Here is a 24,228-nt window from a genome sequence, read left to right as displayed (position 1 = left end):
AGAACGCTGAATTTTTAATCTAAAAATCAGGTTCACCGAATATTGCGCGTCTCTATACGAACGACTGCCGGGAGGCAGGCGGTTTTGTAAAAATCATGAGGCCATCGGTTTACAGTAGCTCTTTTTTTCGCTGCTCTTTATTTAAAAGTAAAAAATAATGAGTAAGTAACAACATGAAAAGAATGTTAATCAACGCAACTCAACAGGAAGAGCTGCGTGTTGCCCTTGTTGACGGGCAACGTCTTTATGATTTGGATATTGAAAGCCCAGGTCATGAGCAAAAAAAGGCAAATATTTACAAAGGTAAAATTACACGTATCGAACCGAGTCTTGAAGCTGCTTTCGTAGACTATGGTGCTGAAAGACATGGTTTCCTTCCGATCAAAGAAATCTCTCGTGAATACTTCCCTAGCAACTATCACTCTCAAGGTCGTCCTAACATCAAAGATGTTCTAAAGGAAGGCCAAGAAGTTATTGTTCAAGTTGATAAAGAAGAACGTGGTAATAAAGGTGCAGCGTTAACAACCTTTATTAGTTTAGCCGGTAGTTATCTTGTCCTGATGCCAAACAACCCACGTGCAGGCGGGATTTCTCGTCGTATCGAAGGTGAAGACCGTACCGAACTTAAAGAAGCATTGTCTTGTTTAGAAATCCCAGAAGGTATGGGGTTAATTGTTCGTACTGCCGGCGTTGGTAAATCAGCAGAATCCCTGCAGCAAGATTTACTTTATCGCCTACGTCACTGGGATGCTATTCAAAAGGCTGCTGAAAATCGCCCTGCACCTTTCCTTATTCATCAGGAAAGTAACGTTATCGTGCGCGCATTCCGTGATTATCTGCGCCCTGATATTGGTGAGATACTTATCGACAACCCTAAAGTTGTTGAAATGGCACGTAACCATATTGAAGCAATTGGCCGTGGTGATTTTGCAAGCAAAATCAAACACTATAGCGGCGATGTACCGCTGTTTAGCCACTATCAAATCGAATCACAAATCGAATCTGCGTTCCAACGTGAAGTGCGTTTGCCTTCCGGTGGCGCGCTGGTTATCGATACTACTGAAGCTTTAACCGCTATCGATATTAACTCCTCACGATCGACTCGTGGTGGTGATATCGAAGAAACCGCATTTAGTACTAACCTTGAAGCGGCTGATGAAATTGCACGCCAATTACGTCTTCGTGACCTTGGTGGTTTAATTGTTATCGACTTTATCGATATGACGCCAGTTAGGCATCAACGTGAAGTTGAAAACCGTTTACGTGAAGCGGTGCGCCAAGACCGTGCGCGAATTCAAATCGCCCGTATTTCTCGTTTTGGCCTGCTAGAGATGTCCCGTCAACGTTTGAGCCCATCGTTAGGTGAATCAAGCCATCACGTGTGTCCGCGTTGTACTGGTACAGGCACTATCCGTGACAATGAGTCACTGTCTCTTTCTGTCCTTCGCTTAATTGAAGAAGAAGCATTAAAAGAAAACACTCATGAAGTTCATGCGATTGTTCCTGTTCAAATCGCATCTTACTTACTGAACGAAAAACGTAACGCCGTTACCGAGATTGAACAGCGTCAACGTAATGTTCGCGTGATTATCGTCCCAAATGACCAGATGCAAACGCCTCACTTCCATGTGCTCCGTATTCGTAAAGGTGAAGAAGTCAGTACCCTGAGCTATAACTTAGCTCAATACCACGAAGCTGAAACCCTGAATCAAATCGAAGAACCAACATCTGAGCGTAAAGCACCTGAACAACCGGCTATCTCTGCTTTTGCATTGCAAGAGCCTGTCGAAGCCCCTGCAATTCAACCTAAAGAAATTCCCGCTAAAGCACCGGTTATCGCTAAGTCTGATAAACCCGCTACACCTGGTCTATTTAGCAAAATTGCAGCCTTCTTTAAGGGCCTATTTGGCGAAGAAGAAAAAGTCGTTGAACAGCCAGCGCCTAAGAGCCGTCCAAACTATAATAATGATCGTCGCCGTAATAATGATCGTCGTAATAACAATCGTCGCAATAATAACCGCCGTGACCGCGATGACAATAACGACAATCGTGAAAATAAAGACAATCGCGACAATCGTGATAATAGAGATAACCGCAATAATCGTAATGCTCCGTCTGACGATGCAACAAATCGGAATAAAGGCAGAAACAATAGAAGTACCAGCCAACAAGATGAGCCCGTTGCAGAGACTAGCAATAATGAGAACCAACAGCAGCGTCGTGACCAGCAACGTACTGAGCGCCGCCGCCGTCAAGATGAAAAGCGCCAGCAACAAACGGTTAAGACACAGCAAGAAACTCAGAATAATGTTGAAGCACCTGCGGTTAAAGATGAAGAAGAGCAACGCCCTGCCGCTCCTCGCCGTCAACGCCGCCAACTGACTCAAAAAATTCGTATCACGGATAACGACCAAGTTGTCGCCGCTGTTGAACCAGTCGCAATCGTGACTGAATCAGTATCGGTAACAACAAGTCCTATTGCTGCATTACCAGCGCCAGTTGTTGCTGTGCAGAATAAAGTCACAAACCAAGATTATTCAGTGACTAATATTAATGACGAAGACTTGCAAGATGTTAACGACCAAGAGACTGATGATGAAAAGCAAGACACGATCATTCCTCGTCGCTCACGTCGTTCACCACGTCATTTACGTGTTAGCGGTCAACGCCGCCGTCGTTTCCGCGATGAACGTCATTTGAATAAATCACCAATGCCATTAGTTGCAGCGGTTGCTTCACCTGAACTCGCATCCGGTAAAGTCTTTATTCGTTACCCAATTGTTCAGCCTCAGCAAGAGAGCTACCCAATTATTACGAATGAAGAAATGCTTGAACAGCAAGGTGCGATTGCAAATCAATCCGCTGAAGTGACGGTGTCACAAATTGCTGTTATTGCTCCGGAAATGGAAATTATTGCGGTTGAAGAGTCAGTAACTACGCCAGTTGAACAAGATGTTGCAACTCAAATTGTTGAGCCTGTAATCGAAAAAACTGAAGCGGTTGCTGAAGTGCTATCACCTTCTATTGAAGCCTCTACTTCAACAGAAGAATTGGCTACTGAGACGCATATTGAACCTGCTACTGTTGCGAATGAAGAAGTTGAAAGTATTCAAGAAACGGCTGAAGAACAGGTAATCGAATTGCCAGCACAAGCTGAAAGTATCGATACTGTGATTGAAACCGCTATTGAGCCAACAATCGAAGAAACTCAAGTAATTGCGCCAGTAGTTGAAGTACCCGCTCCGGTAGTCACTACCCGCGAAACGGTTAGTTTACACAAGCATTATGCTTATTCTCCAATGACGAAAGCGCCTGCGCCTGATGCTGTAGCATCAACGTTTGAGATTAAAGAGTATCAACGTGAAGCCTCTACTTTTGAAGGTAAAGGTGGTGCCGGTGGTCATGTTGCATCTAATGTTGCGACGTCTGAAATGGCAAAACCAGCAAGTTTCTAGTCTTCCACACTAGAAACAAGGAAGCCTTGGTAGGAAACTACTGAGGCTTTTTTATTACCTGCTATATCTCAAAATAACCTCATATTTAGATTTACAATTAAAAATTATCATCATAAATTTAACTTAAGACTATTGTGCTAATGCTAGCCGTATGTTTATATGTATGTATATACAGTATTTTGGATTATAAAAGGAAAGAGCTATGTTAAAAGTTATTGCAGAGAATTTTATTCGCGAAGATGCAATTGAAAGTGTACTCCCCTTATATCGTGAATTAATTGAAGCAACAAAACGTGAACCTTTGTGTATCAGTTACGATTTATACCTTGATCACAATGATCCAAGCCATTTTATTTTTGTCGAAGAATGGCCAAACCGTGAAGCTTTAGACATTCATTGTGCCACCGAGCATTTTCAACGACTTATCCCTTTAATCAAAGAGTTCAGCAAAGCAGAATCTAAGCTTATGTTGATGGGTAATGCATTCCCTCTATAAATTATTATAAAGGACTAACTAAAGAGTTCGTGTTGTAACAAGGCGGCAAGCTAAATGAGACACGAGGAGCAGATACAAGTATGTGACTCGGCCGAGTGTGCAACGCCAATGCAGGGACAACACGAAATACCTAAAGGCAATCCTCTAAATAGTTCGTGTTGTAACAAGGCGGCAAGCTAAATGAGACCCGAGGAACAGACTCAAATATGTAACTCGGGCGAGTGTGCGACGCCAATGCTGGGGCAACACGAAATATGACGAGGTGATCCTCTAAAACGTTCGTGTTGTAACAAGGCGGCAAGCTAAGTGAGACCCGAGGAACAGACTCAAATATGCAACTCGGGCGGGTGCCCGACGCCAATGCTGGGGCAACACGAAATACCTAAAGGCAATCCTCTAAAACGTTCGTGTTGTAACAAGTCGGCACGCTAAATGAGACCCGAGGAGCATACACGAGTATGTGACTCGGGCGAGTGTGCGACGCCAATGCTGGGGCAACGCGAAGTATGACGAGGTGATCCTCTAAAACGTTCGCGTTGTAACAAGGCGGCACGCTAAGTGAGACCCGAGGAGCATACACGAGTATGTGACTCGGGCGAGAGTGCAACGCCAACGCTGGGACAACACGAAATACCTAAAGGCAATCCTCTAAATAGTTCGTGTTGTAACAAGGCGGCAAGCTAAGTGAGACCCGAGGAGCATACACGAGTATGTGACTCGGGCGAGTGTGCGATGCCAACGCAGAGACAACGCGAAATATGACGAGGATTGTTAGAACCAGGGAGCCTGTACCATAACCCCTCCATAAAACAATGCCCTGGCGGCTAATTCACCACTAAATATCAGCACTATCATCAATATTAACAATATTTTATTCGGCGCTGTTTTCGTAGTGGATCTATTGGCGATCATACTAGGCAGTATCATACTCATGACCACTTGCCACCACAGTAGATAGCTACCTACTTGGCTTCCCGGTATTTGTGTGCGAATAATTTGAGCAACGAGTACCAATGCAACGCCGATTAACACACCGATTTTTATCGCCTTTGGTAATGGTTTTTTTTGTCCTGTGACAAATAATGCAACAAAACTAAACCCAAGCACAATTGCACTGCCGATAAACGCAATTTGTGTTGCAGGTGAATGCCAAAGTGGATGAGCAAGCATTTGATAATACACTTGCGCTGTGACTAATATCGCTGCAAGACCACCAATCGCACTTATGCTGCCTAAGAATTGATTACGTACATTCGCCGTTGGTTGTAACCAACAGGCTAGCGCCCATAATGTCGTGATACCATTTAATAAAATAAACGTCACTGCTTCTCTGCTTAGCCATGAATGGCTTAGACCAAGAACGGAACGGTATGCCTCTAGGGGAACACCTAAATGCCCCATCGACATAGAAGAACCGATAACTTCAATCAGCCAAATGATAACAACTGCATTTCGCAGTGACTTACCGGATAAAAGGTGATCTTTAGTGGCACTAAATTGATAAATTGTCAGAGCCAAGATAGCACCGATCCCCCATTGGCTCATTACTGTGAAGAATACTAATGGGAGTTCCATATGTTTAATATCCATGGTTAGTCCTCCATCCCAATAATAACAATGTTAGGGTTACTAATCGTGTGATCGGGCATCTTGTATCTTTTTTCAAGCACTTCCCAATTGGTCGTGTGTTTTTTGCGTAATTCGGATATTTCACCGAATTCAATCGCTCCCGTTGGGCAAGATTCAACACAGCGGGGTAATAATTCTTCATCTAAACGCTCTGCACACATATTGCACTTACTGGTTTTCCCTTCTGCTGGGTCAAAAACAGGAGCATGATAAGGACATGCCATAATACACATTTGGCAACCAATACATTTTTCATGATCTTGTACCACAATACCGTCGGCACGTTTTGTGTAAGTATCTGCAGGACAAACTTTTAAGCATTGAGGGTCATCACAATGATTACAAGACATCGTAATAAAAGCCTGTGTATTGGGTGAATCATGGTTAAATTCGCGGACTCTACGCCACAGCACTCCCGGTGGAGTAACATTTTCCGATTTACAAGCCATTGAACAAGTACGGCATCCGTAACAATCTTTGGTGTTGATTAAAAATCCATATTGCTTAACCATGGCTTATACCTCCCTTCTCACATCAACCAAGGTGCTATTACAGCAATGGCCTGTCCCTAGATGCTCGACTTGGTCATTAGTGACATGACTACTGCTACCACCTTGTTGCTCCCACCAGCCATTATCTAAAGAGACAACCCCTTTCTTTATGTGCGTAGTGACAACGGCTATTGCACGATGTTCACCACGATCATTAAATGCAATTGCCCATTCACCATCATTGATGCCTCGTTGTTTAGCATCTTCAGGATGAATAAGTACATTCGGCTGGTTACGCTGCACTTCGAGTATCCACTCATTCATACCATGGCTGGAGTGAATACTGCGTGCTAGCTTGCGCTGTACTGCCATTAATGGATATTTCTGCGCCAGTTCAGGCGAGCCTTTTATCGATTCAGTCACTTGATAATAAGCAACAACTGGGGAAAAGTTTTTCTTTTGCCATTCCTCAATAAAGAAGTGTGCTTTTTTAGTTGGGGTTCTAAATATGCCATCTTTAAATGGGATCCAATCCCCCTCAACTGGCCTTACTGGGCCTTTTTCTAACATCTGGCGGGTAATACCAGAACCTTCTAAACAAGCATCAATATAATGTTCAATTGGTTGATTAAATACCTCACCAAAACCGAAACGCTCAGCAAGACGGGCAAAAATCCAATAATCAGGCTTAGCTTCACCCACCGGTTCAACCGCTTTTTCCATTAATTGCACGTACTGGCTGCGTACCCCTGCCATTAAGCTGGTATCTTCAAAGATAGTGGTCACAGGAAGGACTAAATCTGCATATAACGCGGTTGAACTCATTAGGTTATCGGCAACAACCACAAATGGGACTTTCTTCAAAGCCTCACGGACTTTATTAGTGTTTGGTAACTGGGTCATAACCCCCATCGTCATGATCCACCAAAAATTAATCGGATGCGGCTTATCATTGACAATATAGTCACCCACTTTTGAAACCGGAATCGGGGTTATATTTTTTGCATTTGGCGCTGGAGGTACGATTGGGCTAAATTTAGCCATTTGCTTTGCCCCACCTGCATCGCATATTCCCGCTCCGCGTTTACCTATATTTCCGGTTAATAAGGCGAGATAAAATTGACTTGCAGCAACGTAGGTACCGTGCTCAGTGCGCTGTGCGCCAGACATATTTTGCACGATCATCGATGGCGTAATTGAAGCGTAATCACGGGCTAAGCGAACAATAGTTTCAACCGGGATATCCGTTTCCTGACTCACACGGTTAACATCCCACGCCTTCGCTTGACGATAGATTTGTTCAAATACCGTTGTATAACCAAGTTCTGGGGGCAATTCATGTTGAAAAAGTGCAGCTTTAACCCCCGTGGAATCATGACGAACTAGTTTCTGTGTTAGCGTATCGAATACCAGATAACTCTCTTTATCATCCTCATTTTGTCTAATTTGTTGCTGGTTTTGATCAACTAAATAAACCGCTCCTGTATGCGCCCTTAAAAAATCTTCATCAATATAGTTTTCTTCAATAATAATTTTAATCATTCCTAATGCTAATGCGGTATCTGTACCGGGAATGATAGGGATCCATTCATCTGCTTTTGCGGCTGTCTCATTAAACCGCGGGTCGATAACAACAAGTCGAGCGCCATTTTTACGCGCTTGATTATAATTTTTAAAGTAGGCTTGCATCGTGACGGCGGGGTTGTTTCCCCAACACAGGATATAGCGGCTATCGGCTATCGTATCCCTCGTGTCGGCATAACGTAACCCAACCATGGGGATCATCGCAGCGGTTACTGCTGAGCAACACAATGAACCGGCTTGTTTTGTCGACCCACCTAGATAATCAAAAAAGGCTTTACCCATATCATTTTTGATTGAATCCATATTGCCAGCATGAGTTGAAATAAAAAGCCCTTCGTTACCATATTTAGTGATGGTTTCTCTGATATTTTGTTCGATTAAGTCGAGTGCTTCATCCCAACTAATAGGTTTAAAGTTAGCGTCACCTTTTTCCCCGACTCGTAATAATGGCGTGGTGATCCGTTGATCATGATAAACCCATTTTGTTCGACTCATCCCTCTAAGACAACATTTAACATTGAAACCCTCTGTGGCTTGTATCTTCATTAATTTACCTTGATAGGTATAAGCCGTGAGGTTGCAATGCAAACATTCCATTGCACAGGTTGAACGAAATGTTTTGTAGTCTGATAGCTTTAATCTCACTCTTGGAAGCGGCTGATTATTATTCACTTGGGCAAAAGAGCATGGTGCAATTGTTGCTAACCCAACAACACCAAGCCCTTTCAGTAAAGTTCGACGCCTTAAGCGGAACTCATTTGTTATTTTCATTATAGTAAACCTCGACATTGCCTTTAAAAGTTCACTATACATATACTCCATTCATAAATAGTTAACCTGAGGCATATCAAAGCAACACGCTATTAGTGGGTATAATTGCACTACTCCTTTAGGGTTAAGCAGCAGTGTTTTGGCAGTTGTTAGCTGCAATAGGTAACTCGTGGTAAAATTATTACCATTGTTAATGTGAGGTTTATTTATGTCTACACTGCAAGGTGTTAATTCTGTTGATATTGCAATTAATATTCTGAATTTTATTGCTCAAAATGGTGGGATTGCTCGCGCTGCGGATATCTCTAAAGGCTGTGAAATATCAAAAAGCCGCTTGCATAAATATCTTGTCTCTCTTTGCCGGACACAAATGCTCTACCAAGATACACAAACTAGCCGCTATGGGCTTGGTCGTAATATCCTACTTTTATCCAGCTTTGTTGAACCTGAAAAATCTTATATTGAAGTTATTAATAATAGCTTAATTAATTTTCGTGATGAGCAAAATGTCTCTACGGGTGTTGCGTCAAGGCTTGGAAAAACAATATCTTTGGTAAAATATAACCGTAGTTTTAAAAATGTAGATATCGATTTTTTACCTAACACCCCTCTTCCTTTAGAAAAAAGTGCCGCTGGACTTATCTATTGCGCTTTTGACAAGCAATTAACACAACACCCTTTTTCATCTCAAGAACTTGATACTATCATTAATCAGGGTTATGCCATTCGTTATACGCCAACAGAAGGAATACCCGGAGCACAGTCCATTTCGTGCCCTGTTTTTAATCAGCAAGGTGATCTCGTTGCAGCGGCGGTCACGATGGGTTTTATTGATGCAGTGGATATGGAAAGGTTAGCAAACGCCTTAATCAAGCAGGTCAAAACGATTATTATTTGATGGTAGAGCAGAAACAAAAAAGCCGAGACAAGCTCGGCTTAAAATGTTTAATCTCTAAAAGATTACTTAACGTCAATACGTGGTAATTCGCCCATCTCTTTTAATTTTTTAGAGATATCACGACGCTCTTTAGAGAGTTCCGCATTTTTAATAATGTAATCATCAACGCGGTCATCATAGTCACTACGCATATTTGCAATGATCGCCTGAATATCATCAATTGACATACCCGGCTTAATGTATTCACTCAGGTTATCAAGTAATAAAACGCGCTTTTGGTTATCACGAATTTTCTTTTCATTATCCGTAATTTCACGGCGGATCTTGTTTTTACGGCGAAACATACGCACAAATTCCAGGACATTTTGGAAAGACGGCTTGCTAGCGTTGTCCATGATTAAAACCCTCTATTAAATATTCAAAACAAATTAACTATTAACACAATACCTTCTAACTGCATCATGTTACAAGTCAGTTTCGTATATTTATTGATTTATACACTTCATACTTTAACTTATCGGCTTGTTGGTAGTAAATAAACTGAACTTAGAACCTTCTCGTTAAGCTTTAGTGATCAGATTATCTGTATTATTTTGACTGTTTTCAAGACTCTCTATTTTATCGCTACGCAAACAGAACACAGATAAAAAGGTGGTTAGTACCACAAACGAGCCCATAATTAAGTAAGTATTTGCAAAACCAATTTTATCATAACCCCAACCAGCCAATGGCGATAAAATACTCGCAACAACGGATGTGATACAACTAAAACCGACTAAATATAATGTTGATGATAAACGCTTATCAAAATGTCGACTGTTATATTTAAAAATAGCGATCAACAGTATTGGTAACTCGACAGCATGCAATAACTTCATTGCCGATATCAAGATTGGACCTTCGACTAATCCCGAACCAATAATGCGGATTGCCATTACACTGCTGGCGAAAAGTAAGCCATTTTTAGCCCCAATTTTATTAACAATAAATGGCGCTAAAAACATGCCACCCGCTTCTAGGAATACTTGCAATGAATTGAGATAACCATACATCTCATTGCCCATTGCTTCATCTGTAAACTGGTGAGCAAAATAGACCATAAACTGCTGATCATACACACTATAAATACAAACCCCGAGAACAAATAAAATGAGAGCCCAAAACCGCGGTAATGAGAATAATTGCAAAGCATCTGAGATGGTAATTCCTGACGGATTACCATGCTCAAGACTATTATAAGCATCTGTTTTAGCTGTTTTTAGTCGCAGTAAGATAATTAAAAATATGACACCGGATATCGTTGCCATAATAAAATTATAATTAGGGTTAATATTTATATTACGGCCAGCAAAAAAAGTCGCGGCAGCCCAACCTAAAGAGCCCCACATTCTTGCTTTGCCATACTCGAAATCGCGCAGACGACTGACTCTTTCGGTATAAGACTCAAGAACGCCAATTCCTGCATGGAATGTCATCCCAATAAATAGTCCGCCAATAAAGCTACCAATCACCACATTCCATTTTAATAAGCTACCGAACACCATAAAAAAAGGGCCAGAACAAATCAGTAAAATGGCAATATAGAGTAAAAGATTCTTACGCAGACCTAACTTGTCTTGTAAAAATCCATAAACCGGTTGTGCACACAGGGCAACAATAGAAATAAAAGAAAAAATAATCCCTGTATCCGTTCCCTCTAGGCCGACATATTTACGTAGCCATATTGCAACTACTGAAAATGTTGATGACCACGTGAAAAAGAAAAAAAACAGCAATGCACTTAGTGATGCATAATATTTTTTTGATTCACTATTCATATTTCATCCGCTGGCGTATTCATAATGATGAAATGTTAAGGTTAACATGGTTATTAAACTAGAAATTTGACTTATACTTGTGATGTTACTCACAAATGTTAACGTTAACAAATTCTATTTGAGATGCAGATCACCTAATTCGTTATCTGAGCGGTTATCATAATTATCATCATATCCACCATCCTATAAAATAGATTTATATCCATTCTAACAATAGAAATAGCTAACATCTCAATTTTTAATCATCTCAAGCTTCATTTTGTCAGGTTTAGCTTTCCTTACGGATAAGGTATTATTGATAAGTAACACAGTGAATATGCTGTCAAAAATATCCACTTCTCTCGCGATAAAACATAAATTAAACGGTGAATAACGTTGCAAGACAATAAAAAACAACCCTCATTTTTTATTCATGACTATGAGACTTTCGGCAAACGCCCCGCGCTTGACAGGCCAGCCCAGTTCGCAGGCGTGCGGACTGACCTTGATTTTAATATCATCGATGAGCCTGAAGTTTTCTATTGTGCTCCTTCAGATGACTATCTTCCGCAACCTGAAGCGGTGATGATAACAGGTATTACACCGCAAATAGCCCTTGCTCAAGGGGTTAATGAAGCTGAGTTTGCAAAACGTATTCATAAAGCATTCACTGTCCCGAACACTTGTATTATGGGTTATAACAATATTCGTTTTGATGATGAAGTCACCCGTAATATTTTTTATCGCAATTTTTATGACCCCTACGCATATAGCTGGCAGCAAGGAAACTCACGTTGGGATTTACTCGATGCATTACGTGCTTGTTTTGCTTTGCGCCCTGAAGGGATTACTTGGCCTGAAAATGACGATGGTCTACCGAGTATGCGCCTAGAACATTTAACTAAAGCCAACGGCGTTGCCCATGAAAATGCCCATGATGCAATGTCTGATGTATTAGCAACAATCAATATGGCAAAATTACTCAAAGCAGCTCAACCCCGTATGTTTGATTATTTTTACCAGCTGAGAAATAAAAATAAAATTAGTCAATTAATTGATATTGTTGATATGACTCCCCTTGTCCACGTTTCAGGTATGTTTGGTGCATTGCGTTCTTATGTCAGTTTAGTCGCCCCACTCGCATGGCACCCTGACAATCGGAATGCCGTTATTATGTGCGATCTATCTGCTGATATGTCTCCGTTAATTGAGTTAGATGCACAACAATTACGCACCCGCCTTTACACGCCAAAATCTGAACTTGGTGATGAATTGCCAGTCCCTGTAAAACTTGTCCATATCAATAAATGTCCAATTTTAGCGCCAGAAAAAACACTGCGTGATAGTGATGCTCAACGAACAGGGCTAGATCGCGACCTCTGCATGCAGAATTTAGAAATCCTGCGTAAAACCCCAGAAATTCGCAATAAATTAATTGAATTATTCAGTGTTGCGCCTGAATATGAAAATTCTGATGATGTGGATGCACAAATCTACAGCGGTTTCTTTAGTACTTCAGACCGTTCAACGATGGATATTATTCGCGAAACATCCCCGCAGAATTTACCTGCTTTAGATTTAAGCTTTGAAGATAAGCGCATGAAAGAGCTATTTTTTCGCTATAAAGCACGTAATTTTCCAACGATTTTATCGTACGAAGAGCAGCAGCGTTGGCTGCAACACCGTCGAAATTACTTTAGTGAAGCTCGCCTAACAGAATATATGCAAGAAATTCAATATTTATTGGCGGAACATCAACACGATGAAAAACGTTGCCAACAATTAAAAGCCTTAGTTAATTACGCGACAGAACTCGCCAGTTAAAAATGAAAAAAGATGGGCAGAAGGCCTGTCCATCTTTTTACTCTCTTCATTCAAAAATCATTAACTAAATAATTAATGCTCTCCCGAATGATTACTGCAACCACAATCCCCTTCCCAATTTTTCCGTTTTGTTGTCTTGCCTAATCCCGGGTTCATGGTATTGGTTGGATCGGCTTCTTTATAAAATGATTTTAATTGAGGTTGCGCCTTATATAGGTGCCCAACATTATGCTCTGCAGGATACTGAGCACCACGTTCATCAAGTAATGCGAGCATTTTTTCTTTTAGCTCTTTAGGGTCTACCCCTTTTTTCAAGACATAGTCTTGGTGCATAACATGACACATAAAATGACCACAGTAGAGCTTATGCACGAGTAAATCTTCAATTTCAGGGGGTAACTTTTCAAACCAGTTTCGGTCATTACGACGAAGGGCAATATCCAAAGGCAATACATCTTCAACATCTTTATTGTGTACCGCATGGTAACGTACCGCAGAACCCGCCGCCGCAAAGCGATGTAAAAATGCTTTAGCACCCTCTTCTGGTGTACATTCAAAATAACCACCATCTGCACTCGCAAAGAAAGATTTTAACCAAACTTTAGCTTCATCAATACCGTCACCAGCCATTTTCAGCATTAAGTGGTGTTCATAGCGATCACGAAATTGCTTCATTCGTGGCGGTAAGTGAGAAGGCCATAATTTACTGAGTAATTGCATTGAGCGGTCAACGATATTGGATGGTAAGAATGGGATCTTATTTAAAATTGCGTCCATACGCCCTTTGATGGTAAAAAACATTGGCATTTTATCGGTGCCAAACTTATCAATCATCAAGAATGTGTCTTTCCCGTAAATTTCAGCAATATCGAAACAACCACGATGCATATATTCGCCAGCAACCGGTAAGTTTTTAAATTCACTTAAAATATGACGACGGATATCTTCCAACACATCCGGGTTATTTGAACCGATGTAAAATACTTGTGTTGTCTTATCTGCCGGGAAGGTATCTAATCGCACCGCGAAAACCGCTAATTTACCCGCACAACCTGCGGCTTCAAATAAACGGCGCTCATCCGCATTAAAACGTGAAGGTGAATCAGCATCCACATCTCTAACACGCTCAGCATACTCATGGTCAGAAGCCAGTTTTTCACTCACTTCAACATCTTCGCTGCTATAGCCTCGGTTCTCTAAGTTGGTTAGTATTTCTTCAGGGGTATCACCAAGGTTAATGCCAAGATGGTTAATTAACTCAACTTTGCCATCATCATTGACTCGCCCATAGAGTGCAAGCTCAGTATAAGCAGGCCCACGACGCACTAATGACCCACCGGAGCTATTGCAAATCCCACCAACGACCGATGCGCCGATGCAAGATGAGCCAATCAATGAATGCGGTTCACGTCCGAGTGGTTTTAGAATTTTTTCTAGGTCATACAAGGTACTACCCGGCATTGCAACCACTTGGTTTAATTCCGGTAAGACTTGTATTTGGTTTAATCTGAGCGTACTGATAATCACAATATCGCGATCATAGTCATAACCGCTCGGCGTTGAGCCTTCCGTTAGACCGGTATTAGCCGCTTGCATCAAGACAATTTTATCGGCTTCAACGCAGGCCTTAAATACATACCATTGCTCTAGTAATGTGGTTGGAAAAACCACCGCAATTGCATCGCCAACACCTGAACGAAATCCTTTGCGGTAACGTTCTGTTTTATGCGGTTCTGTTAGGATGTTTTTTTTGCCGACGATGTTCCTGAGTGTGAGTAATAGTCGTTGGTTCTCAGGTTTTTTTACATCATTCATTTGTGTGCCTTCTTAATCGAATTCAAGTTTATTATGAGTTGTGCATTATTTGTTGTAACAACAATATCACATAATATTATGATGTTAATAGGCTACACGTTTTATCTTAACTAATTCTTAATAGATAAAAAAATAGCGCCCGAAGACGCTATCTTATAAATCATAATTTTGACTTTATTCGAGTTAGACATCGCTCATTTGTGGCATAGGCCGTCTAAACATACGCGTCAGAATAGCCATATAAACCAGTCCTACCGCCGTCCAAATCAGCCCGTATACCATGGAGTCTTCTTCAATATTGAGCCATAACACGCACACCGTGAGTGTCCCTATTACAGGTAAAATCAAATAGTTGAAGATGTTTTTAAACCCTTGTGTACGTCTTTCACGGATAAAAAACTGGCTAATCACGGATATATTCACGAAGGTGAAGGCAATCAATGCACCGAAGTTAATTAACGCTGTAGCAAAATCCATCTCGAACCAGATAGCGCCAAGCGCCAGCACGCCGACTAATAAGACGTTATACGCAGGTGTGCGCCATTTTGGACTCACGTAACCAAATACTTTCTCTGGGAACACGCCATCACGACCCATTACATACATTAAACGGGCGCTTCCTGCATGCGCTGCCATGCCAGATGCCAGTACTGTCACGCATGAGAAAACAAGAATAATGGACTGGAAGAAAGCACCCGCAACAAATCTCATAATGTCAGGCTGAGTTTCATTAATATTCTTGAAACGCGAAACATCTGGGAAATATTGTTGTAAGAAGAAAGATACTGTAATAAAAATTACGCCACCAATTAATGCGGTTAAGAAAATCGCACGTGGGATAACCTTACCTGCATTAGGTGTTTCTTCTGACAATGAGCTTAAACCATCAAAACCTAAGAATGAAAAACAGAGGATGGTGGCGCCAGCAATCAGCGGGATCACTTCTGTTTTTTCATTCGCAAATGGATTAAACGACCAGACTTCGCCTGAGCCTTCTCCACTTGATACGCCATGAATAACTAGCCCTGTAAAAACCACCATTACCCCAACTTGGATAATCGCGATAACCGTACTTAGGTTAGCAATGACGTTGATCCCTCGTAGATTCGCCGCAGTCATTAAAATGACCAGCCCCACGACAAATATCGCAGGTTCTACTGTTGGGAAGATGTCTTGTAAATAAATTTTCGCCAATAAGATATTGATCATCGGCATAAAAATATAGGACAACAGTGATGTCCAACCCACCAAGAAGCCAATATGTGGGCTCATCGATTTTTGGGCATAAGTATATGCAGAGCCAGCCGATGGGAAGCGTTTCACCAATTTGCCGTAGCTCAGTGCGGTAAACAGTATCGCAGCCAGTGCAATAATGTATGAAGTTGGGACATGTCCACCGGTTTTATCCGATACCATTCCGAAGGTATCAAATATGGTCATTGGCTGGATATAGGCGATACCAATCATCACGACTTGCATTAACGTCAGCGTTTTAGCAAGTTGCACACGGTTATTCGCGCCAGTTTGGTTATGACCGATGGATAAAGGAATTGAATTATTCGGCATGTCTAAGCCTCCCCATAACTATCGACTGAGTCTGACTAATTCGACTCAACCGACCGTTACTGGGAAGACTTTGCATCTGCCTATAGGCAGAAAAAAACGAAGAAAGGTGAAATGGTAAGCGAGCGAAAGCAGTAATTGCCCCGTAGTCGTCGATACGGCAGCGTCGACCAGTTGGCCCAGCCGCGAATGCGAAAAAGTAACCCATAAAAGCATTCCTCAAATCGGTAGCATTAAATTTTAGCTACACGTAAATATTAAATTTATCTATCCGGACGATTTTCCGGCCCCACAAGAATGAAACCACCCTAAAAGCAAAAAAACCGATGCTATTTTTTATTGAGCATCAGTCATTTTTTAGTCCGCGCATTTTGCACGTCAAGTCTGGAAATAGCAAGTCAAATTGTCACTAAATTGCCCTCATTTTGATGAGAAGTTTTGATCGTTTTTACGATTTTGCACTTAGTGCTAATAACCTGACTTTTTCTCTCTTTTTCCCTGCTAAAATTTAATTGTTTATATTTTTACTCAATCAATAAAAAACCCTTTGGGATTTAAGCCAAAGGGTTTATATCAACAATAATCAATCGATTTAATTAAAAGTTGTAGTTAACACCGATATTGTAGCGACGGCCTTCTAATTCTGCACCGTAATTTCCTGAATCAATACGGCGGTCGAGAACGTTGTAAACACCACCAATTAAGTTAGCATTTTTATTTAAGCGATAACTTGCACCTAAATCAAATAATGCATAAGATGGCGTACCATTATTCATTTTTTCGCCACGTCCTTGGAAATCAGAAGTTTTGCCACGGAAATTCATACGCGTCCATGTTTGTAAATCCTCCGTTGTATCCCAAGTTAATGTCGTATTTGCCATATGTTTAGGCTGTTTATTTAATGGCTTTCCTTTATTCACACCACTTTTCTGTTCTGTATCGGTATAGGTATAGTTAGCCGCAAAATCTAAATTGTCTAAAATACCCCAATTAAATGTTAGCTCAACACCTCTCATACTCGCTTTATCGACATTAGCGCGCTCACTAATAAAGTTGTATGGTTTATTTGGCTTATCACCTTCGCCATCTATAGGTACAGTACAGTCTCTTATATTTGGATTACTATTGTCGCAACGTCTAACTTCTGTGATCTTATCTTTAAAATCAGTGTTATAAATAGTTATTCCTGCAGTTATATTGTCTTGATTATTCCAAATTACACCAATTTCTTCAGTAATACTCTTTTCTGGTTTTAGATCTGGATTACCATAAATAACGGCATTACCCGCGCGGCCACCGGTTGATTGCCCCCATTCAGCTGAGGATTGGCGTAAATCAGGTGCTTTATATCCTGTGGATACTCCACCTTTAATCGTCCATTGTTCATCTGCATGCCAAACACCGTATAAACGAGGTGTCCAATGAGTACCGTAGTTTTCATCTTTATCCATACGCAAACCGCCAGTTAATGCAAAATCACTTGTCATTAACCACTCATCTTCCGCAAATAGTGCCCAGCTATAACGATCCAACTTGCTTAATGCAAATTTATTATCACCTGCTTCTAATTTTTCTTTACGATACTGCCCACCAATACTTAAACTATGATCACCTAATAGAAAAACACTTTGATTGCGGAAGACTAAATCCTCCGCTTTCATCTTACGCCCAGGATTTTTGGATTCATCATATTGAATATATGTATCAGTTGAAGCAACGTCATAAATACCTGTATGTGTCAATGCAGTGTGCGTTAAATCATATTTACTAAAGCCGCTACCATCAGCGGGTTCAGAAGTATACCCTTCACGTGAATCACGATGCTGATTGTCTTTTTTAAAATCTAAATCGAAAGTATTTTTCTCATCAGGTGTCCAAGATAATGTCCCACCGCCACTCGCTGTAATTTGACGGTTAAAGCCATCAATAATTTTATCTTCACCACGGTGTGAATACTGACCTTGTAATTTAACACCCAGCAAACCATCAATTAGTGGACCTGATGTATAGAAACTGCCCTGTCCTGTATTGCCTGAGTTTCTGCGCTCAGTAATCGTGGTATCTGCACGTAAACTCGTTGTCCACTCTTGCTGCACACGGCGAGTAATGATATTAATTACGCCACCCATTGCATCTGAGCCGTATAATGACGACATTGGCCCACGAACCACTTCAATACGTTCAATGGCGGGTAATGGTGGCAACCATCCTTGTTCGATACCTGAGCCATCACTGTTTGGTCGAGTACTGCGAGTATCAACACGCTTACCATCAATTAAGATCATGGTGTATTTCGCATCCATACCACGAATGCTGATATCTGAGCTACTCCCTCCACCAGTGACTAATACGCCGGGGACATCTTTCAATGCATCGGTTACATCACGATACGCTTTCGTTTCAAGTTGTTCACGCGTCACCACCGAAATAGAAGCAGGCGCATCTTCAATTTTTTGCTGATAACCCGAAGCCGTTGTTACATAAATTTTATCTTTGCTGTCATCAGCAAATGCAGGTACGGCAGCGATAGCGGCGATAATGCTAACTGCGATTTTTCTTTTATTAAAAACAACCATTCCCAACTCTCCAAACGATTTTTTGTTCTATATGTATGAATTGATTTATGCTCGACATTCGGCGCTAAGAGCCGAGTAAAACTATTATTTTTATTATTCAAGTAGTTAAATACCCAAAAGAAAGTCATGGTAAAAAACCATTCAATTAAAAAGATGCTATTTTCTATGGGTAACTGACTCTCATTTACATTCGATAACAATAAAGCAAATAAGAATACTTATCAATACGATTATTGGTTTAATAATGGCTTGAGGGAATGTAATTATGTGAGCCACATCAAAATTCATATGTTTGGAGGGAGATTGAGGTTTTTTTGGTTATTTTCTGCATAAAAAAACAGCGCCTTATTGCAAAGCGCTGTTTTTCATTATTATTCGATTAATTTTCAATTCTGATAAAACTTAGCGATTAAAGCCTTTATTTATTCAGACTCTCAGAGTAAGAAGGAAAATCCATTTCTTTGTATCGGATAATCGAAGTTTTTCTAACTATTTTATAACCAAACCAAATGGCTAAGAATAAAGGGATCCCGATATAGGTTGCGGTTACCCCAACCCAATCAATCTTATCTTCTAAGAATGCTTGATAGTTTTGCCCAAGCGTAATGATTAAACATAAAACAAAAGCAAAGATTGGGCCGATTGGGAAGAAACCAGAGCGATAGGGCAAGTCATTAAGATCTCTACCTTGAGCCATATAACCTTTACGGAAACGATAATGGCTAATCGCGATCCCTAACCAAGCAATAAAACCTGTCATTCCCGAGGTGTTCAGTAACCATAAATAGACCGTTTGGTTGCCAAACATAGAACTTAAGAAGCATAGCCCCGCAATCACCGTGGTTGCGACCAACGCATAGCGCGGTACGCCGCCTTTCGATAATCGTGCAAAAATACGCGGCGCTTTACCTTCACGAGCAAGGGTATACAACATGCGTGTTGATGCGTACATTCCGGAATTACCCGCAGATAATACCGCTGTCAGGATAACCGCGTTCATCACTGCGGCCGCAGATAATAGACCTGCATTTTCAAAAACTAGCGTAAATGGACTTACACTAATATCTTTGACATCGTTACGCAGTAGGCTGGGATCAGTGTAAGGAATAATCAAGCTAATGATTAAGATTGCAAAGATATAAAATAAAAGAATACGCCAGAATACTTTACGTACTGCTTTTGGGATATTTTTAGCAGGATCTTGTGATTCACCCGCAGCAATACCAATTAACTCAGTACCTTGGAATGAGAATCCTACAATCATTGCCACCCCAATCATCGAGGCAAAACCACCGGCGAATGGTGCGTCACCAATTTCCCAATTATGCCATCCTGCATTTGGCGCACCATTCATGATGCCAAAGATCATTAGGACACCAACGCCAATAAATACCACGACAGTGACAACTTTAATTAAGGAGAACCAATATTCAGCCTCACCAAAACCTTTAACTGAAATAAAGTTAAGTAAGAAGATGATAACAAGGAAGATGGCGCTCCAAATCCAGCCTGGTGTATCCGGAAACCAGTAGGTCATGACGAGTTGCGCCGCAACGAGGTCAACGGCAATCGTGACTGCCCAGTTGTACCAATAGTTCCAACCCAGTGCAAAACCGAAGCCTTCATCAACGTATTTAGCGCCATAGGTAGCAAATGAACCTGACACTGGCATATACGCCGCAAGTTCACCCAAACTGGTCATTAAGAAGTAGACCATTAAGCCTATAATCGCATAAGAAAGTAGTGCACCACCGGGACCTGCTTGCGCTACCGTTGCACCTGATGCAACGAATAGGCCTGTCCCGATAGAGCCGCCGATAGCAATCATTGCAAGGTGGCGGGCTTTTAATTCACGGCGTAGTCTTTGAGGACGCTCGTGAGTGCTAGTATTGGATTGTTGTTCTGACATCTGTACCCTGTATTTTATTATCCAGCCAATATCGCCGGAATTCTAGCAAAACATCCTGCTAGAACTAAGCAACTCTTTGCTGTTATAAGATACCTTCATAATCCACCAACTATTATAAGTAAAACACGTTATCGCCTTCACGCTTCACATTACCACTTAAATTCTATTGAGCTTTAGGCAGAATAAATTACACCTCAAACATATTCTAAATAATTCGAGTTGTGGCTAGGCGCCAAACGAAGCTATCCCGATGAGCATACATAAAGTATGTGATTTGGGTAGCGCAGTGTGGGCAACAACGCCACAGCCCGAAGTATGACGGATATGAGTATATGACGGATATCAGTTGCAATAGGCCAACAAATTCGTAATTGCATTTGAAAGATGCTTTTGTCGGTGATAAATCAAATAAAGTGTTCTTTCTAGTTGAAGCTCACTAACTTTTAATTCAACTAGCGAGCCATTATCGAGTTGCTCGGCAATAACGCGTCTTGATAGGCAACTAATTCCCATTCCAAAACGGACTGCATGTTTAATCGCTTCTGAATTACCTAATTCCATTAAAATGAGGAAACCCGGAAGATGTGCAAATAATAGTTGATCTAAAACATCTCGCGTCCCTGATCCTCTTTCACGTAAAATCCAAGGCGCATCTCTCAAGTCTTTTAATGAAACATTTTTCTCTGCCAAAGGATTACTTGGTGCAGCAAAGATCACTAATTCATCTTTTAGCCACGGTTTTGAGATTAATTCAGGGCTATGACACACCCCTTCAATTAAACCGACATCGGCTCGAAACTCCATAACCGCTTTGATAACTTCTTCGGTGTTTCCAATAAAGAGCTCAAGAGGAATATCGGGATGGTCATTACGATAGCCCGCCAAAATTTCAGGTAACATATAATTACCTATCGTGGTACTCGCGGCGAGACGCACTGCCCCCATCTCTTTCTTAAAAAGTTGTTCGACTTCGAAACCTTGCTCAAGTAAAGCCAATGCTTTCGGGTATAAAAGCCTACCATGCTCATTGGTAACGAGTCGTTTACCCACTCTGTCAAATAATTGAACACCCAACTGTCCCTCTAAATCCGTTAACGAGGCACTGACTGCTGATTGAGAAAGCGCGAGTAGTTGTGATGCTTGTGTCGTGGAGCCACTTTTTAATACTTCTGTAAAAACCTCAAGTTGCCTAAGTGTTATTCGCATAAAAGTAGCCCCAGCATGACTTATAGTATTTGTAATAATATTGTTAATATTAATGATTTATTAGCAATATACCAGTAGAAACTTATTAACCTGTTTTTTAGATAGATTATACGCAAACAATCAATTTAAATTATTACTCATTATGTTATATGCTTATTCCAAATTCATCTAAGCTGTAATGAAGAGTACTATCATGGATAAAACAAACACTATGTCAGCCACAAAACATAACTTATCCCCAATATTAAAATTGGTACCGGGTATAATTTTAGCGGGTATATTAACCGCAATTGCTATCTACCTTGGAGAACTGCCTTGGTTTATGGATGTTGGCCTTGGCGCATTAACCCTAGCCATTTTATTAGGTATTTTAGTGGGTAATACGGTCTATCCTGTCGCTAGCCAGTCCTGTGATACCGGTATTAAATTTGCTAAACACTATTTTTTACGTGCCGGTATCATTTTATATGGGTTTCGTCTTACTTTTCAGCAAATCACGGATGTCGGTGCAACTGGATTATTGATTGATGCCCTAACCCTAACCTCGACTTTTCTACTGGCTTATTGGTTAGGGAAAAAAGTATTTGGATTAGACGATGAAACAACCCTTTTAATTGGTGCGGGTAGTAGTATTTGCGGTGCTGCTGCAGTCATGGCGACGGAGCCTGTCCTTAAAGCTTCAGCCAGTAAAGTCGCTGTCGCGGTATCCACCGTAGTGATATTTGGAACAATCTGTATCTTTGTCTACCCATGGTTATACCAACTAAATATGCACTTTGGTTGGTTCCCAATGACCCAAGAAACATTTGGTATTTATATTGGCTCAACGGTACATGAGGTTGCTCAAGTTGTTGCCGCAGGTCATACCATTGGGCCAGAAGCTGAAAACGCATCCGTTATTGCTAAAATGCTTCGCGTAATGATGTTGGCTCCTTTCTTAATTATTCTGTCCGCTTTTTTGAGTCGTAAAGCGGCTAAAAATAGCGGTTCACAAGCACAAAAAAGTAAAATAACCATCCCATGGTTTGCGGTGATTTTTATTCTGGTTGCTGCATTTAATTCATTTAATTTATTACCACAAGAATTAGTTCAGCAAATCATTACGCTAGATACTATTTTATTGGCGATGGCAATGGTTGCCCTTGGTCTCACAACGCATGTGAGTGCAATACGTCAAGCGGGGATCAAACCGCTATTAATGGCATTAATTTTATTTATTTGGTTGATCGTTGGTGGTTTACTTATCAACATTATTATTCAATCTATTTTTTAAGCTTACACTTCCCTTCTTAGCCGCTTTTCTAAGCGGCTTTTTTGTTGATTTCATTTATTGCTTTATTAATGTCATACTCCACAAAAAAGGAGTCAATAATGAAATATGTTGGAGCACATGTCAGTGCCGCTGGTGGCGTTGACCAAGCCGTTATTCGCGCCCATGAAATTAATGCAACGGCCTTTGCATTATTCACCAAAAATCAGCGTCAATGGAAAGCCGCCCCACTTTCAGAAGAAGTGATTAAAAAATTTAAGCAAAACTGTGTCCAATATGGCTATGGCAAGCATCAAATTTTGCCTCATGACAGTTACTTAATTAATTTAGGTCACCCTGAAACGGAAGCATTAGAAAAATCTCGGGTGGCTTTTATTGATGAAATGCAACGTTGCGAACAACTCGGCATCGATTTATTAAATTTCCATCCGGGAAGTCATTTAAAAAAAATCGACATTGATGACTGCTTAGCACGTATTGCCGAATCCATCAATATCGCGTTAGATGAAACTGAAGGGGTTATTGCGGTTATTGAAAATACCGCGGGTCAAGGAACTAATTTAGGCTTTGATTTTGTCCATTTAGCCAAAATTATCGAAGGGGTAAAAGACCAAAGTCGTGTTGGAGTCTGTATCGATACTTGCCATGCATTTGCAGCGGGATATGACCTACGAACAGAAGAAACCTGCGAAAACACGTTCAAACAATTTTCGGAAATAGTCGGTTTTGAATTTCTCAAAGGCATGCATCTTAATGATGCAAAAAGTGAATTTGCGAGCCGCGTAGACCGCCATCATAGCCTAGGTGAAGGTAATATTGGTTATGCACCCTTTAGCTATATTATGAAAGACCCTCGTTTTGATGGGATCCCGCTTATTTTAGAAACAGTCAATCCCGATATTTGGCCTCAAGAAATCGCATGGCTGAAATCTCAACAAACAGATT

16 protein-coding genes are annotated in these 24,228 nt (G+C 41.0%); 6 read left to right on the top strand and 10 right to left on the bottom strand.

What is annotated here, in order from left to right; translation table 11 throughout:
- The first annotated feature begins 173 nt into the window (after positions 1 to 173).
- Positions 174 to 3,455, top strand: a complete 3,282-nt coding sequence (gene rne / locus M998_RS18555) for a ribonuclease E (RefSeq protein ID WP_068910231.1) — start codon at positions 174 to 176, stop codon at positions 3,453 to 3,455.
- 202 nt (positions 3,456 to 3,657) lie between these two features.
- Entirely contained in the window at positions 3,658 to 3,951 is a 294-nt protein-coding gene (locus M998_RS18550; protein ID WP_068444677.1) for a putative quinol monooxygenase, read from the top strand.
- Positions 3,952 to 4,722: 771 nt separating this feature from the next.
- Here the strand turns inward: M998_RS18550 and M998_RS18545 are convergent.
- From M998_RS18545 to M998_RS18535, 3 genes are read right to left on the bottom strand one after another with little or no spacing between them, the layout of a single operon-like run.
- The gene (locus tag M998_RS18545) at positions 4,723 to 5,541 is read right to left on the bottom strand and encodes a dimethyl sulfoxide reductase anchor subunit family protein (RefSeq protein WP_068910229.1); all 819 of its coding nucleotides are present in this window, start codon (positions 5,539 to 5,541) and stop codon (positions 4,723 to 4,725) included.
- Between the two features lie 2 nt (positions 5,542 to 5,543).
- Positions 5,544 to 6,092 carry a 4Fe-4S dicluster domain-containing protein gene (locus M998_RS18540; RefSeq protein WP_197713322.1) on the bottom strand — a complete coding sequence of 183 codons (549 nt, stop codon included), beginning with the start codon at positions 6,090 to 6,092 and terminating at the stop codon, positions 5,544 to 5,546.
- A gap of 3 nt (positions 6,093 to 6,095) precedes the next feature.
- Positions 6,096 to 8,426, bottom strand: a complete 2,331-nt coding sequence (locus M998_RS18535; RefSeq protein WP_068444685.1) for a molybdopterin-containing oxidoreductase family protein — start codon at positions 8,424 to 8,426, stop codon at positions 6,096 to 6,098.
- Between the two features lie 208 nt (positions 8,427 to 8,634).
- On the opposite strand from M998_RS18535, the gene M998_RS18530 reads away from it, so the two are divergent.
- Positions 8,635 to 9,324, top strand: coding sequence for a helix-turn-helix domain-containing protein (locus M998_RS18530; RefSeq protein WP_068910227.1), 690 nt, complete (start codon positions 8,635 to 8,637; stop codon positions 9,322 to 9,324).
- 62 nt (positions 9,325 to 9,386) lie between these two features.
- Here the strand turns inward: M998_RS18530 and tmaR are convergent, their stop codons facing one another.
- Together tmaR and M998_RS18520 are read right to left on the bottom strand one after the other, a co-directional pair.
- A complete protein-coding gene (tmaR, locus tag M998_RS18525) occupies positions 9,387 to 9,719 on the bottom strand; it encodes a PTS system regulator TmaR (RefSeq protein WP_068444690.1) in 333 nt (110 codons plus the stop codon).
- A gap of 165 nt (positions 9,720 to 9,884) precedes the next feature.
- Positions 9,885 to 11,141, bottom strand: coding sequence for an MFS transporter (locus tag M998_RS18520; protein WP_068444693.1), 1,257 nt, complete (start codon positions 11,139 to 11,141; stop codon positions 9,885 to 9,887).
- Between the two features lie 375 nt (positions 11,142 to 11,516).
- Between M998_RS18520 and sbcB the strand changes: the two genes are divergently transcribed.
- Positions 11,517 to 12,944, top strand: a complete 1,428-nt coding sequence (gene sbcB / locus M998_RS18515) for an exodeoxyribonuclease I (RefSeq protein ID WP_068444696.1) — start codon at positions 11,517 to 11,519, stop codon at positions 12,942 to 12,944.
- 72 nt (positions 12,945 to 13,016) lie between these two features.
- Here the strand turns inward: sbcB and dld are convergent, their stop codons facing one another.
- The 5 genes from dld to yieE form a co-directional block, all read right to left on the bottom strand.
- Positions 13,017 to 14,759 (bottom strand): D-lactate dehydrogenase, encoded by a 1,743-nt coding sequence (dld, locus tag M998_RS18510; protein ID WP_068910225.1) that lies wholly within the window; start codon positions 14,757 to 14,759, stop codon positions 13,017 to 13,019.
- 183 nt (positions 14,760 to 14,942) lie between these two features.
- Positions 14,943 to 16,325, bottom strand: coding sequence for an APC family permease (locus tag M998_RS18505; RefSeq protein WP_068910224.1), 1,383 nt, complete (start codon positions 16,323 to 16,325; stop codon positions 14,943 to 14,945).
- 593 nt (positions 16,326 to 16,918) lie between these two features.
- Positions 16,919 to 18,898, bottom strand: a complete 1,980-nt coding sequence (locus M998_RS18495) for a ligand-gated channel protein (protein WP_068910221.1) — start codon at positions 18,896 to 18,898, stop codon at positions 16,919 to 16,921.
- 418 nt (positions 18,899 to 19,316) lie between these two features.
- The gene (locus tag M998_RS18490) at positions 19,317 to 20,807 is read right to left on the bottom strand and encodes an amino acid permease (protein ID WP_068444711.1); all 1,491 of its coding nucleotides are present in this window, start codon (positions 20,805 to 20,807) and stop codon (positions 19,317 to 19,319) included.
- 342 nt (positions 20,808 to 21,149) lie between these two features.
- On the bottom strand, positions 21,150 to 22,013 hold the full coding sequence (gene yieE, locus M998_RS18485; protein ID WP_068910219.1) for a DNA-binding transcriptional regulator YeiE: 864 nt from the start codon (positions 22,011 to 22,013) through the stop codon (positions 21,150 to 21,152).
- A gap of 193 nt (positions 22,014 to 22,206) precedes the next feature.
- On the opposite strand from yieE, the gene M998_RS18480 reads away from it, so the two are divergent.
- Both M998_RS18480 and nfo read left to right on the top strand, forming a co-directional pair.
- Positions 22,207 to 23,286 carry a YeiH family protein gene (locus tag M998_RS18480; protein WP_068444717.1) on the top strand — a complete coding sequence of 360 codons (1,080 nt, stop codon included), beginning with the start codon at positions 22,207 to 22,209 and terminating at the stop codon, positions 23,284 to 23,286.
- Positions 23,287 to 23,384: 98 nt separating this feature from the next.
- Positions 23,385 to 24,228 (top strand): deoxyribonuclease IV (nfo, locus tag M998_RS18475; RefSeq protein WP_068444721.1); only part of this gene is annotated, 844 nt, incomplete at its 3' end.

The organism is Providencia heimbachae ATCC 35613 (assembly GCF_001655055.1).
Classification (GTDB): domain Bacteria; phylum Pseudomonadota; class Gammaproteobacteria; order Enterobacterales; family Enterobacteriaceae; genus Providencia; species Providencia heimbachae.
The sequence above is the reverse complement of the archived record's forward strand: the minus strand, read 5'-3'. Positions and strand labels throughout refer to the sequence as shown.

Bases quoted from the DNA above. Each gene is read 5' to 3' on its own strand.
- rne (WP_068910231.1), top strand. From the start codon at position 174: ATGAAAAGAATGTTAATCAACGCAACTCAACAGGAAGAGCTGCGTGTT.
- M998_RS18550 (WP_068444677.1), top strand. From the start codon at position 3,658: ATGTTAAAAGTTATTGCAGAGAATTTTATTCGCGAAGATGCAATTGAA.
- M998_RS18545 (WP_068910229.1), bottom strand. From the start codon at position 5,541: ATGGATATTAAACATATGGAACTCCCATTAGTATTCTTCACAGTAATG.
- M998_RS18540 (WP_197713322.1), bottom strand. From the start codon at position 6,092: ATGGTTAAGCAATATGGATTTTTAATCAACACCAAAGATTGTTACGGA.
- M998_RS18535 (WP_068444685.1), bottom strand. From the start codon at position 8,426: ATGAAAATAACAAATGAGTTCCGCTTAAGGCGTCGAACTTTACTGAAA.
- M998_RS18530 (WP_068910227.1), top strand. From the start codon at position 8,635: ATGTCTACACTGCAAGGTGTTAATTCTGTTGATATTGCAATTAATATT.
- tmaR (WP_068444690.1), bottom strand. From the start codon at position 9,719: ATGGACAACGCTAGCAAGCCGTCTTTCCAAAATGTCCTGGAATTTGTG.
- M998_RS18520 (WP_068444693.1), bottom strand. From the start codon at position 11,141: ATGAATAGTGAATCAAAAAAATATTATGCATCACTAAGTGCATTGCTG.
- dld (WP_068910225.1), bottom strand. From the start codon at position 14,759: ATGAATGATGTAAAAAAACCTGAGAACCAACGACTATTACTCACACTC.
- M998_RS18505 (WP_068910224.1), bottom strand. From the start codon at position 16,325: ATGCCGAATAATTCAATTCCTTTATCCATCGGTCATAACCAAACTGGC.
- M998_RS18495 (WP_068910221.1), bottom strand. From the start codon at position 18,898: ATGGTTGTTTTTAATAAAAGAAAAATCGCAGTTAGCATTATCGCCGCT.
- M998_RS18490 (WP_068444711.1), bottom strand. From the start codon at position 20,807: ATGTCAGAACAACAATCCAATACTAGCACTCACGAGCGTCCTCAAAGA.
- yieE (WP_068910219.1), bottom strand. From the start codon at position 22,013: ATGCGAATAACACTTAGGCAACTTGAGGTTTTTACAGAAGTATTAAAA.
- M998_RS18480 (WP_068444717.1), top strand. From the start codon at position 22,207: ATGGATAAAACAAACACTATGTCAGCCACAAAACATAACTTATCCCCA.